The sequence below is a fragment of the Phycisphaerales bacterium AB-hyl4 genome, from assembly GCA_041821185.1.
Taxonomy (GTDB): domain Bacteria; phylum Planctomycetota; class Phycisphaerae; order Phycisphaerales; family Phycisphaeraceae; genus Natronomicrosphaera; species Natronomicrosphaera hydrolytica.
The window spans coordinates 432,466-446,165 of the sequence record JBGUBD010000003.1; the positions used below are offsets into that span (position 1 = coordinate 432,466).

Annotated in this window: 7 protein-coding genes; 1 reads left to right on the top strand and 6 read right to left on the bottom strand. The window is 62.8% G+C overall.

The annotated features are described in order from the left end of the window. The 4 genes from ACERK3_06405 to ACERK3_06420 are packed head-to-tail and all read right to left on the bottom strand — an operon-like array spanning position 1 to position 8,999. Positions 1-1,104, bottom strand: a complete 1,104-nt coding sequence (locus ACERK3_06405; protein MFA9477927.1) for a class I mannose-6-phosphate isomerase — start codon at positions 1,102-1,104, stop codon at positions 1-3. After that, positions 1,101-4,289, bottom strand: coding sequence for a glycoside hydrolase family 2 protein (locus tag ACERK3_06410; GenBank protein MFA9477928.1), 3,189 nt, complete (start codon positions 4,287-4,289; stop codon positions 1,101-1,103). Before ACERK3_06410 ends, ACERK3_06405 begins: the two co-directional genes overlap by 4 nt. A 6-nt stretch (positions 4,290-4,295) precedes the next feature. After that, positions 4,296-6,638 (bottom strand): neutral/alkaline non-lysosomal ceramidase N-terminal domain-containing protein, encoded by a 2,343-nt coding sequence (locus tag ACERK3_06415; protein ID MFA9477929.1) that lies wholly within the window; start codon positions 6,636-6,638, stop codon positions 4,296-4,298. Positions 6,639-6,683: 45 nt separating this feature from the next. Next, positions 6,684-8,999 (bottom strand): beta-galactosidase trimerization domain-containing protein, encoded by a 2,316-nt coding sequence (locus tag ACERK3_06420; GenBank protein ID MFA9477930.1) that lies wholly within the window; start codon positions 8,997-8,999, stop codon positions 6,684-6,686. A 323-nt stretch (positions 9,000-9,322) separates the two neighbouring features. On the opposite strand from ACERK3_06420, the gene ACERK3_06425 reads away from it, so the two are divergent. Continuing rightward, positions 9,323-10,441, top strand: coding sequence for a glycoside hydrolase family 172 protein (locus ACERK3_06425; GenBank protein MFA9477931.1), 1,119 nt, complete (start codon positions 9,323-9,325; stop codon positions 10,439-10,441). Between the two features lie 235 nt (positions 10,442-10,676). Here ACERK3_06425 and ACERK3_06430 read toward each other — a convergent pair whose 3' ends face one another. Both ACERK3_06430 and ACERK3_06435 read right to left on the bottom strand, forming a co-directional pair. Continuing rightward, the gene (locus ACERK3_06430) at positions 10,677-12,713 is read right to left on the bottom strand and encodes a hypothetical protein (GenBank protein MFA9477932.1); all 2,037 of its coding nucleotides are present in this window, start codon (positions 12,711-12,713) and stop codon (positions 10,677-10,679) included. Positions 12,714-12,840: 127 nt separating this feature from the next. Then, entirely contained in the window at positions 12,841-13,596 is a 756-nt protein-coding gene (locus tag ACERK3_06435; GenBank protein ID MFA9477933.1) for a type II secretion system protein, read from the bottom strand. Between the last annotated feature and the right edge of the window lie 104 nt (positions 13,597-13,700).

Here is a 13,700-nt window from a genome sequence, read left to right on the forward strand (position 1 = left end):
TCATGCAACGTCGGTCGGCCCGACCTGCGGCATGCAGATGATCACCTGCAAGCCGTCGTCGCCGCCTTGCAGGCGCAGTTCGCCTCCGCCGGCGGGCACGATGAAACGCTCGCCCTTGTGCACCGGCAGCGACATATCACCCGCGGCAGCGCGGCCCGCCCCGGTGGTGACAATCGCAACCCTCATTCGCTCGTCGGACGCGAACGTGTACGCCGCACCGGCGTCGAGTGCAAGCCGATGCACCTCAAAGCAACTCGAGTGCGCCTGGCCGAATAGCCGCTGATGCGTGCATCCATCACTCGCTGAAATCGACTCGGGCTGCACGCACAGACGATCGCGCACCTCAGCCGGGCTCCATTGCTCATAATGGAAAATGCCAAGCGCGAAATCCGGATCGCGCCCCATGAACCGCGCCTCGGGCGGTACGACGATACCCTCGCGCTCGAACTCGCAGCGCACGACCAGATCGCTCGGCTCCATGATTTCCATCACAAGCAGACCCTCGCCGATCGCGTGCGGCACGCCGCCGGGCACGTACCACAACTCGCCGGGTTGAACGGGGATCGCCTCGAAGCACGCAAGCATCGCTTCCATGTCCTGCTCAAGCACGATGCGCTTCCACTGCTCGGGCGTCGGGCAATGCTGGAAGCCCAGCAGCAGTGAGCCCGCGGTCGACGGCCGCACGTCGAGGATCACATACGCCTCCAGCTTGCCCCATCGGCTGCCGAGGTGCTGCTGCGCGAATGCAGCGGTCGGATGCGCCTGAATATGCAGTCGCATGCCCGCGTCGAGCAGCTTGGCCAGGAAGCCAACGCTTTGCCCGATGCTGCGAAGGTGAGCTTCGCCAAGCATGTACTGCGGCGCGGCGGCGATAAGGTCGGTCAATCGCATGACGCCGACCGACGTTTCAACCGTGGACAAGCCCTCGTGATCGATCGGCGGCAGGCCCGGGTTTCGCGCTTCCACCGTCGAGGCAATCCAATCCTCGGGACAGGCGCCGTCCACCGGGTCGCCTACCCCGTCCCACCGGGCGAGCATCGCACCGCCGCGATAATTGCGACGCACGCGGTTCGGCCGAAGCTTGTAGATCGCCTGTTCCGTCAACCCGAGGCCTCCACCACCGCCACGGTCTTCGACACGTTCCAGCCCTGCACCGTCAGACGATACCGCGCGGGAAAAGTCCCGCCAGCCAACGGCCGAATCTCGCGCCGTTCACCGGGCACGAGCATCAGCGCGTTGTCGTCCGTGGCGATCGCCTCGCTCGTCCCATCTACGTCAACCTCGACGTCGAGCAGCAACATGACCGCCACCGTCTCGCCCGAGTTGTGTACGGTGATGCTCGACTGGTCGGCTTCAATCTTCACCTCGGCCGACGGCATGTCCCTCATGTCCCGAAACAGAACGCCCCGCTTGCGATGCTGCACCACCGCCTCGCGATTGGGCGTACGCTCCCGAATGAACATCGACTGCGAAACCACTTTCTGGCAGTCGGTCTTAAGCTGGAGCACGATCTTGTTTTCGCCAGTCGTCTTCAGCAGGCCGTCGGGAATGTCAACGAAGCACGGCTCTAGGCGGGGTAGTGTGATCGGATCGCTGAAAAACTTGTAGTCCGTTTTCGAATCGAGACGAGCATCCGGCTGCGTCCCGCCCCACGGAACATGCGCCATCGCGCCTAGATCGAGGCTTGACCCGCGCAACTCGCGCGAACCGAGGCTTTGCCCGTTCACGATGACCTCCCACGACGCCTCGATGCCAGGACAGAAAAACGCCAGCGACTTGCCACGCAAAGCTTCGGGCAGCGTGAACGTACGGCAGTAGCGAACGCTCGTTTCCGTCGCACCGTCGCCCGACCGGTCTTCCGCAGTCTGCTCGAAGTCGCGCTCGACATTCTTCTGCACGATCGACTCGAAACCGTCATCGCCCAGTTGCATGTCATTGCCCGGCAGCGAAATCTCATTGCCGCGGCCGTCGGTCCATGGGCCATCCAGCCGTAGCGCGTCAGGCGTGTGAACGAGGTTTGACACCGCAATCCAATAGGCATTCTGAAAGAAGGTCTGACCATCGCGGCGCAAGCGCGTAAACAGAAACAGCGTCCGCTCCGCCAGGTGCTCGGGAATCTGCCATGCCAGCGTATCCAGCGTTCGCGCGGCGTTGGCGTCAATGTCCGCCGACGCACGCCACTGATGGACGACATTGCCTTGCGTGTCGATCACGTCGACCTCGCACTGAAGCGACGAGGCAGACACGCCGTCGTTGACCAGGCAGATCGGCACGTCGAGCGTTTCGCCCGGGTCCCAAAGGTACTTTTCCAGATCAACCAGCAACGCCAACGGCTTGCTCGACGTGACATAGTGATAGAACGCCGGCTTCGGCAGCCCCCACCAGTCGACAATCTCGCGGTGCAGGCAAGGCCAGGGCACGCTGTATTGCCAGTTCAGATGACCACTGCAACGGAACATCTGCATCCGGCAATACTCGACGTTGACCTGAAGCACACGCACATGAGCGAAGTGATTCGCCAGCACCGCATGTGTATAGCTGTCGTCCGCGGCGTATTCACTGGCGAAGCCGATGAACTCGGAAGGCACGCCGAAGAAGTGCCGGAACTGTTTCTCATCCAACGGCCACTGCGGGGTAATGAACTTGTCCAGCGAGGCGAACATCGGCGCACTACGGCCCACCGCCACCTCGCTGCGAAACAACACCTGCCGTTTGTCGCCGGGCAGGATGTCGAGATACTTGTTCCGTATGGCGGTGGGCGTGGGCACGAGCCCGCCATGCTTGTCACCCTTGTAAGGCGAACTGCGACGGAACGGCCGACTGTCATCCGTCTCCGCGACGACCGCCGCGAGCGTGTCCACCGCCGACTTATTCTCGATGTTGTCCGGCTCGAATTCATTGCCACCTGAATAAAACACCAGGCTCGGGCGGTTGTACAGCCGGCGCACCGTGTCGCGTGCGCAGCGGGCGAGCAACTGCCGATCCAGCGCCGGATAGTTTTCACAGGCCAGCCAGAACTCCTGCCAGCACAGCAGGCCCAAGCGATCGCAGACGTCGTAGAACGCGTCGGTCTCGGCCAGCGAGCCGCCCCAGACGCGCATGAAGTTCAGCCCCCCTACCTTCGCCGGCCGCAGCAGTCGTTCGTAGCGTGAACGGTCGAGGCGAAGCAGCACGTCGGCATGCACCCAGTTGCTTCCCTTCAGGAAAACGCGACGACCGTTGAGTGAAAGCACCCAGTTGTACAGCGGGTGGATCATCGTCCACGGCCGAGCGGTGTGGCCGCTGACCTGCGTGACCCATGCCATATCTTCGTTTTCGACAAAGCGGATCTCACGCACGCCGAACGTGGCCGTTTGATCATCGCCACGCGTACCGCGTAGTCGCGTGTTCAGCCGATAGAGGTGGGCATCGCCCAACCCGTTGCACCACCACAGTCGGGCGTGGTCGAGCTTGATCCGTTTGCGCACCGTCGTCGATTCGCCCGGGCCAAGCATCTGCTGTACGGTGCCGGACATCGACTGCGACAGCGCGAACGTTTCCCCGTCGATGTCATACGTCACCTCGGCCGTCGCGGGCGCGTTGCCACGGTTTACAAGATCCCAGGCGATCTCAATCTCGGCCGGCGCCTCCGCGGGAATAACATCCTCGTTCTGATCAGTCTGCACCGCGATCGTCCGCACGCGCACCTGCTCGATCTCCACCGGCTCGCGCACGACGAGGCTCACCGGCTGCCAGATCCCCACGCCGACCAGGTGCGGACACCAGTTCCATCGATACATCGCCTGCGCGACGACACCCTGACTGCGCACCTTGCCGCGGACCGAGCTGCCGCGATCATCCTGCCACGCGTTCTCCTGCGTCCGCACGCGCACGGCCAGGCGATTGTCGCCCGTTGCATCCAGCGCATCGGTGATGTCAAACTCATCAAGCCGGAACATGCCTTCGATGTGACCGACCAGGTGGCCGTTCACCCACACGTCGGCTCTGTAAGTAATGCCTTCGAACCGCACGAACACGCGCTCGTCTTCCTCGCGCGTCGGCACAACGAAGTCGCGGAAGTACCACCACTCCTTCTCCTCAACCCACTTGTACGCATCGCTGTTGAAGTCCACATAGGGGTCGGGCAGTCGGCCGTGCTCGAACAGAGCAGCCTGCGCGATCTTCGGCAGGTCGACGTTCATCGCATCGGCGGCAACGGCATGATCCCGACGATAAGCCTTGCCGGCGAGCCCGGCATTCAGCGGATAGTCGGCCAGCCGCCACTGACTGTTGAGATCGATGGTCCTCACGATTAATCAGCTCTCAAGTTTCAACAGGCGCATCGCGTTTTCGCGATAGATCTTGCTCAGCACGTCCTTCGGCAGTCCCATGCCGTAGAAACGCCAGGGCTGACGAGCGCCGTAGTAGTCGGCCGTAAAGTACTCGTCCTTGGTTTCGAGCACACGAATCCACAACTGGTAAACATCGTTCCGGCCGGGCAGCGAATCATCCGTGCCGAACAGCACGCGATCCGCATGCTTCACACAGAACTCATGAGCACGGTAAGGCTGCCGAGCCAACTGCGGCAGTCGGGCGGAAAGATCGACATAGATGTTGTCGCCGCTGCTGATCAGGTCGCTGCATCGGCGAAGGTCGTTCGATAGCGACGCACAATGCGGAAACACAAACGTCGTGTCGCGATGGGCCGCGGTCAGCTCGTACATTTCATCGATCAATGAGTCATAGCTGGGATATCCCGGCCGACCCCACCACCACGACGGCCGACTGCGTAGCGGGGCGTACCGCTCGTTCCAGGGTTCGATGGTGGGCTCGAAAAACGCCGGCGGGTCGGCCACGTGATACAGCACGGGGAGGTTCAACTCCGCCGCTGCATCCCACAGCACGCGAACCCGCGAGTCCATCGCACGCAGCAGTCGGCCTGTGGAATCGACATAGCTGAGGCCGAGATCCTTATACAACTTGATGCCGCGCGCACCGAGCTCGACATCCTGCCGCAGCTTCTCGCGAACATAGCTCGGCCAGTCGTCATCGTCGATGCGCTTGAAGTCAACCGAGGTGAAGTAGAAAAAGCGGTCCTTCACCGGCTCCATCAGCTTCAACACCGGGCGCAGATCACATTGGGGAAACACGTCGCCAACCAGCGTCACGCCATACTGGATGTTCGCCTTGTCCATGCGTTCGAGCACTTCCTCGAACGAATGCCAGTAGGTCCACCAGTGCAGGTGGAAATCGATCGCGGGCACGCAGGTATGGTCCGCGGCGGTGTGTTCCAGCACGAGTTCGGGCTTGACTTCCACCTCATCGGTCGGCGATGCGGGCACGGTCGACTGCTGCTGTCGCTTGTGCAGTTGCTTGAGCAGCAGCTCCGCCATGCCGACGATGGTGTCCACCGCCCACGGGCCGAACAAGGCCACCCGCTGCTCATAGCTGTCCGCGTCGTCGTCGGTGTAATCGGGCAGATAGCCGAGCGACTGATTGGCATAGGCCGCGATCATGGTCTGGGCGAACGGGCTGTTCTGCTTGATCGCCAGCCCGTGCGACGCGAACACCTCGGTCGGAAACGTCACCAGCGACCAGTCTGCGATGGAAAACGCCTGGACCATCACGTTCATCTTGCCGTCGGGACACTCGGCGTAGCGTTTCGCGTTGGCCATCTGGCACTGGGCATACGTGACCTCAGCCATCGCCTGCTTGTGCGCTTCCGAGCCGCGCGGCGCTGCACGTGAGCGCTGAACAGCCGCGTCGTACGCTTCACGCGCCTCGGCGGGCAAGGGAAACGGTCGAAGCTTGACATCAAACGTGCTGCTGTCGGCTTCAATGCGAAGCTCAGCTTGAGCGGTCGCGTGAGCGAACGCGTCGGCCGCCGCTTTGCCCATGATCTGGCCGATCTCGGCTGCGCGTTCAAACGTGCGTCCCGGTACTGTTTCGCCGCGCAGACTCGCCTCGGCCGAGTAGCCGCCGGGGTTCACATCGCCGCACGCGCCATTGAAGCAGACCACGGGCACATCGTCGCCGAGCGTGGCCTGCATCGCCTCACGAAGCTGGCCGATGTAGTCCGCTGAGTACAGCCGATTGTCCGGCCCGAGCACCGTCGGGTGACAGGCCACGTTGACGACCGCGCCAATCGGCCGACCTTCGCGCACGCCGTCCACGCGCAGCACGCTTACCGCAGCGTCAACGGGGCCGTCTTTCGAACGACGATTACCGCCGACCCCCGGCGCCTCGCGGGTGGCCGTGGCGATGGTCGCCGGCACGCGGTGATAGTCGGCCAACATCATCACCTGCGTCAGTCGATCTTCCAGTTCGCGCACCCAGCGCTGGTTGATCAGCAGGTCGCTGTTCATCAGCTTCGGACCCGAGTGCGTATGCGTCGCGGCGATGACGATCCGATGCTCGGGGATCGCCGTCCGCCCCGACACGCGCTTGCGGACGACGCGGGCAACGTCTTCGTGAATCACGCACACGTCCACAGCACAGAAAATGCTCTTCTGCCGACGATCGTCGAACACGACCGCATACGCCTTAAGCGGGTCGTGCACCCCGGTCGCCAATCGATCCGGCACGGCGTAGCCGGTCAACTCACACCCCTCAGGCGGCGTAATGTCGATCGATGCAAAACCTGAAAGAAAGATACTCATGATTCCCCTTCACGCTCGGGCACCGTTGCGGTCGAATCAGTCGACTCAAGCCTGCAATGTGATGCGACCATAGATCGCCAGTTCCGGCACGGTCACGCAGACGAAGCCGTCGCTCGTCTCGCTCACCTGCGTTGTCGGCTCGCCATCGACCAGCACGGTCCGATCCTTCACCATCGCCTTATCGAGGTAGACGCGAACGTTCTGCATCGGCAGGTATTCATCAATCGCGCCCTGCGTATCGCCCGTGTCTTTGGTTCGGTAGGCCATCGCCATCCGCCGCATCTTCTCATCCGGAAAGTCGTCGCGCACGCCCGTACGCGTGAGCGGCTCGATGTTGTTCCGTCGCGCGAAGAGCATGCCGTTGTACCAACGGTTCGTGTTGGTCATGTTGACCAGGTGGACGTTGATTCGGTCGTCGGCCGCCTGCTTCATGACCGTCAGCTCAAGCGACTTGGGCGCATCACTGTACACCTCCAGCGAGTCCGTGCCGAGCAGCAGCGAACGCAACATCTGCGTGAAGTAGCGCAACGGCCGCATGGAAAAGTTGTAGAACATGTCGCCGCTGAAGTAGATCGCCCGTCCCTTGCCGAACGTGTTGACCGTGATGCAAGGCTCGTCATACTCGCCGATGATCTCACGGCCCATGTTCACGCAACCCTGGTCCGTGCCCTCGCGCACTTCCAGCCAGTTCGCCATCACCTCGGCCGAGTCCGGCCGTATGGAAAACCAGGGCACGTGCAGAATCTCGGAGTCGATCAGTTCCGACAGCAGCGGGTGCCCGGTGAGCTTGAACGGCTGGCGCTTCCATTTCTCTCGGCCGGTGACGATCTTCTCCGCCAGCGGCAGCGTGCCGTTGAGCGATACGCCGAACACGTCCGCGAGGCCGAAGTCGCCGCGGAATCGCTCGTCGGCGTCGTAGAGCGATGTCTCGTAGCTGGCGAGGATCGTGCCGCCGTCGGCGACATAGTCGCGCACCGCCTTCACCGATGCGTCGGACATGCAGGCGACGTTCGGCAGCAGCACCGCCTTGTGCTTGGCAAGCTGCTCCTTCGTCAGGTCTTCATCCAGCAGCGGGCGGGACGGCACGTGCATGTACGTCAGCGCCTGCTCAGCGCCCTGGTAGGACGTCAGGAACGACGCCGGGTTTCGACCGGCGTAGTTGTCGCGCGTCAGCCGACTGTAGACCACGCCCACCGAGGCCAGCGGCTCGGAGTCGGCAAAGTAAGGCAGGTCGGGCTGAAGCTTCCGGCAGGTGTCAATGTAAACCTGTGTGCGACGCTCGTGCGGCCGACCGTCCTCGTCCATGGTTGAGTGAATGTTGACCCAACTGCCGTGTGCCAACGACAGGTAGGCAAGCGTTTCCGTTTCGATCGCGGAAGGCTCAGCGTGGGCATAGCCGCCGCCGAAGATCAGCTCGAAATTCTTGAGGATGCAGCCGGGGTTGTATCCCGTGATGGCTCGGCCGAACTTCAGGTTCAGCGAGACGTCCAACAGGTTGTAAATGAGGAAGACCGACTCGTAGCACATGCTGTCGATGACGCCACGCATCGACGCCGGGTTGGGCGTGCTTGCGATGGCCTGGTCCACGGGCCGGGCGACCATGTTGGCGGTCACCAGCAGCTTCTCGTCGACCTGCTTGATCGTCTCGCGCAGCATCTGCAGGTGGGGCACGGAAATCTGCTGCTGCCAGGCGACGAACTGCCGCCACTGCGGGTCGTCCCAGTCTTCGCGCGGCGCCTTGCTCAGGCCGGAGACTTTCTCCCATTCCGCCTGGCAGTATTCGCAGGTGATAACGCCCGTCGCCGCGTCGACGGGCACGCGATGCACCGGCGTGTCGATCACGACCCCGTCCACCGGGTATCGCTCACACAACGCCTGCACGCTCTCCTGCACGCCTTTAACGAACAGCGGGTTGAACAGGCAGACTTCATGCCCGCCAAGCTTCACGCCTTCAATTTCCCAGTGCGCCCCCTGCCGTTTGAACGCGTCCCAATTCTGCTTGATGAACTCGGCCTTGCCCTCCCGGCCGCCATTGCCGGAAAACCCGATCACGAACCGGATGCCCTTTTCGTGACAGGCGGCGATCAACTCGTCAAAGAAACTGTCGCGCTCCTCCAGAGCCGGATGTCGTTGATGCATGCCGGCATTGATCGGAAACCAGTTCTCCGGCCCGCCCCAGTTCAACACCTGTATGCCGCCCTCGACGAGCTGGTTCACCAGCTCATCGATCGGCGTATTAACCCAATTGCCTTGCGAGGGGATGTACTTCGGCCAGTAGCACATGTGAAACAGGTCTCGGCAGAACCATTTCGACCAATGCTCCCGCGTGTAGGCGGCCGTCGACTGCATGCTTGATGTCATCGGCTATCTTTCATCAATTATGTGACTGGGGAAATACGGCGTCCTGGCACGGCTTTCAGACGGACACCGCCGCGCCACTCCGTTGTACTTGTACACTCCGGGCCGCGAGGATGCAAGCAGAATCCAACAAACCAGGCCGATTGTCCGCCAAGCCCGAAATCAATGAAATAAAGCTATTGGCAGCGATACGACCTGCTTCCGGTACACCGCCAGTGAATGCCGGCTTCACCCCAGGACGTTGTATTTATGACTAGATAACGTACGATAGTGCTCACCCGAGTGCGGCAGTCGGCTTCACCTTCCAACCCGGCGAGGACTCAGCGATGACACCTTTCAACGGCCTGGCAGTGGACATGTCCAACCTCCACCGCGTGTCCGACGCCCGCACCCGCTCGATCACCCCCGAAAACCCGGACGGCAGCAAGGGCCGCGGCGGCATGGCCGAGCCCACCGACCCCGACTCCTGCGCCCGTGAACTGGGGCGCGGCTGGAAGGTACGCCCGAACGTTCGCATCCAGCCGGGCGAAACCCATACCATCGCCGACATCGAAGGCCCGGGCGCCGTCCAGTCGATCTGGATGACCCCCACCGGCCCGTGGCGGTTCAGCATCCTGCGCATCTACTGGGACGGCCAGCAGCAGCCGAGCGTCGAATGCCCGCTGGGCGATTTTTTCGCGTGCGGCTGGAACCGCTTCGCACAGGTGACGTCGCTCGCGGTATGCGTCAACCCCGGCCGAGGCTTCAACTGCTACTGGACCATGCCCTTCCGCAAGCGCTGCCGAATCACGATGGAAAACATCGGCTTCGAAGCCATGACCCTCTTCTACCAGGTGAACTACGCGCTCAACGACGTGCCCGACGACACCGCATACTTCCACGCCCAGTTCCGCCGGGTCAACCCCCTCCCCTACAAGCAGGTGTACACCGTGCTCGATGGCGTGAAAGGCAAGGGCCATTACGTCGGCACATACATGGCCTGGGGCGTCAACAACTCCGGCTGGTGGGGCGAAGGCGAGGTGAAGTTCTATCTCGACGGCGACCTCGGCGAAGGCCAGGACGTCGCCGAGCACGGCGGCGACGCCTACCCCACCCTCTGCGGCACGGGCACGGAAGACTACTTCTGCGGCGCTTACAACTTCGAAGACCGACAGACCCGCCAGTACCTCACCTTCTCCACCCCCTACGCGGGCCTGCCCCAGATCCTGCGGCCCGACGGCGCTTACCAGTCGCAGCAACGCTTCAGCATGTACCGCTGGCACATCCCCGACCCCATCCGCTTCGAACAGGACATCGCCGTCACCGTCCAGGCACTCGGCTGGCGAAGTCAGCAACGCTACCTCGCCCTGCAGGACGACATCGCCTCGGTCGCCTACTGGTATCAGCAGCTGCCCACCGCCCCGTTCCCCGAACTGCCCGCACGCGACATGCTGGAAATCATCTGATTCGCCGCAAGGCTTCACCCGCGCCGCCTTAGTACGACAACGCAGGTTCCGCATTTGAGATATTTAGCGGCGGTGCTTGCACCGCCTTCTTCGGCCCGCAGGGACGAACGCGGGCCAAGGCCCGCGGCTAAATGAGAAGCCGCGTTGTCATGCTAGAACGTGTATGACAAGCCGCCCCAAGGCGTGCCACACAGCACCCTTCGGGATGCTGCGTGGCGCCTTTTCATACACGTTCCTACGCCAACACGTAACGGTACAGCGCAAAGCTGCGCGGCTGGGCAAGTTTGAACAGCCCGCGCCCCTCACTATCGAGCGACAACTTCCGCTGCCTGCCATCGCCGACGATGCGGTGCAGCGTCACGCCAACCCCCCCAGCCATGCCCGGCAGCGCGATGCGACAACTCGGCCGATCGTTGACCTCACGGAACACCAGCAGGTAGCCTTCGCTGTCATTGCGTCGCGAGCAGAACCCGGTCCACGCCGCGCCGCTGGGCTCTTCGCCGATGGGGTCGACCTCGCCGGCAAGGATGTCATGCTGGTGTGGCAGGTACGCCCTCAGCAAACGCTGCACGCTGGCCGCCGTGTCCGTCGGCAGGTGCTGAAGGTGCATCCACGCGAGCGGCCGGGCGAACAGCGTCGTCGCCAGGCTGTAAGCCGTGCCGAACCGCGCGGGCGCGAGGGGGTGATCGCCATACGTCTCTTCATACCTCGCCGTATCCAGCCACTCGACCTGCAAGCGGTAGGTTGGAATGAATCGCGCCAGTTGCCATACGTTGCGCAGCGTGCGATGCGGATGGTAACTGCCGTTGCGGAGATAACGGTTTTCCAGAAAGTAGTCGGCAATGTGTTCGCTGGCGCAGCACGTCCCCAGCCGCCGGGCCCGCCCGCCCGTGACGTCCAGCGTGATGGCGACCTGCCCCTGCGACTCACGGAACAGCTCGGCAAACAGCGCCGCCACCCGCCGCTCAGCCAGCCGACTGCCCAGCGACAGCCCGTCGATCTTAAACTGCGTGACCTGGCAATTCCGCCACAGGTCGAGCATCGTCGCCAGGTCGCGCCGCCAGTGCTCATAATCGTTCGCCCGATCGAGGCAGTACCACAGGCCAAGCCGAACCCCCCTCGCCGCGGCATACTTCGCCACCTCGCTCAGCCCATCGGGAAATCGCGACGTGTCGACGTCCCAGAAGCGATCGGAGACCGTTGACGTGCTCGCGGGCTCGAGCTGCTCGACGTGCAGTTGCCGGGCGTCGCCATGATGCCAGCCGGCGTCGATCTGATATTGCGTTACACCAAGCCGACCCGCCGCTTTCAGCTCCGCTTCGACAAACGCCTGCGAGAGCACCTGCGTCCCGCCACCGCCGCCCCAGTTGTTGGCGAAGACCGCCCCCTCCGCAGGCACGCGCGGCGGCGATAGCCGGCGCATCAACGCCCTGAACAGCGCCGCCCCACTCGTCGGCTGACCGTCGGTCACCCCCACCGCCACGCGGTACGTCTCCGTCGGCTCGCCCGCCGCCAGTTCATGCCGCGACACGCCGCTGCCGCAGATCGACAGGTTGCTCGCGGAGAGTGCGAAGTCGCAGTCGTCGGTGTTGATTTGCTCCTCAAAGGGCGGCGCAAGCTTGATCGCCGCCAGCCCCGCCTCGCCATGCCACGCCCGGACATGCAGCAGATGGCCCGCCCGCCGCGCGGTCTGCTTGGGAAACAGCACGCCCTCGCATGACTCGACCAGCGTGTCGCGCCAGTCCGTTCGCCCAAGCAGGGCCGTCACCTGCCACGACGCCTGCGGCTGCGCCAGGTCGAAGCTGTCCAGCCGATCGGCCGTCGGCCGATAATGCCGACCCGCCACATCCACCAGCTCCGGCTCATCAATCGTCCCCCACGCACCATCCGCCCCTTCGCAGAAGACGCTGTAAAGCACCACCGGCAACGCATCCCACACACGGAAACGAAACACCTGCTTCGCCCCCCCGCGCGTCAGCACCAGGTCGGCCCGCAAGTGCGGCTCGGCCGCGCCCGCCAGATCATCGACCGCCGTCTCCAACCCTGCCCCGCCTGTTGCATCATCGCCCGCCGGCAAAACCAGCTGCGGATGACGCCACACCGGCAGATCAGCCCCCGGCTGCGCCCACTCAACCCCGCGCCGCTTATCCAGCACGGATCGTACCGTCAGCGATCGGCCCGCCAGCGCCCACCGACGCTCGAAAAGCGTATTGCCGATGACAAGCAGTCCGCCCGACAGGTCGGCATAGCAACTCGAATGCAAATCACCCATACAAAGCTCTCAACAAAAAACGCGACTCGCCCGCCCTCATGGACGAGCGAGTCGCGATAGAGTTTACCGAAGGCAGCCGATCGAGGGACTCACACACTCCGACCCGACCACACGGCACGGCCGGTGCTTACCAGTTAACGTTCCACTTACCGCGGTTGAACCGCGACAGATCCCACGCCTCGTCGTAGTTCAACCGCGAAACGTGTCCGTCGATCCAGGTGACGTTCAAGCCGCCAGTGTGACGGAAGGGGTTGAACTGGGAATAGTTGCCATAGCCCCAAGCGTTGATGATCGGTGCGCTTGGGCCAATGCCGAACGCGAACGGCTCACTACCGGGAAGGGCCTCCCGCTCTTGCGGATGGAACATGTCGGCGAAGCCCACGAGTTCCGAAGGCGTTTTGACTTCCGACAGGTTAATGGTCGGGAACGTGGCCAGTCCCCGCCAGCCAAGACGCTGGTTGTATCCATAGGAAGGCTGGGTGATGGGGTTGGTTCCTGTCCAGACTTCGCCGTCTGAGGGGCATTCCATCACCGGCATAAACGCATCGGTTCCTGTGTCCCACCCCAGATACGTAGGAATAAGGTGATAGTTCCATGAATGAAAATCCGGCGTCATCGAAATCATGAGATCGTCTTTGTGATCGCCCGCATACATGTGCGTCGCAAGCATCAACTGTCGCTGGTTCGAGCCACAGGTGATTGCCCGGGCCGTCTCGCGCGAGGCCGCCAGTGCCGGCAGCAAAATGGCAATCAATAGAGCGATGATCGAAATTACCACCAGAAGCTCGATCAGGGTGAATCCCCGCCGGCCACGCGCCATCGGCCGCGTCAGCCGAAACGAATCCATTCCACATTCGGATGCATGCTGCTGTGATTGACTCATCGTTTCATTCCTTAAACTAGATGATGTCGAAACTATGCCGAATTGACTGAGAGAGGCCTTCCCACTTGCTGCTCCACGAACGGGCACGGTATAAGGGAGCGAGG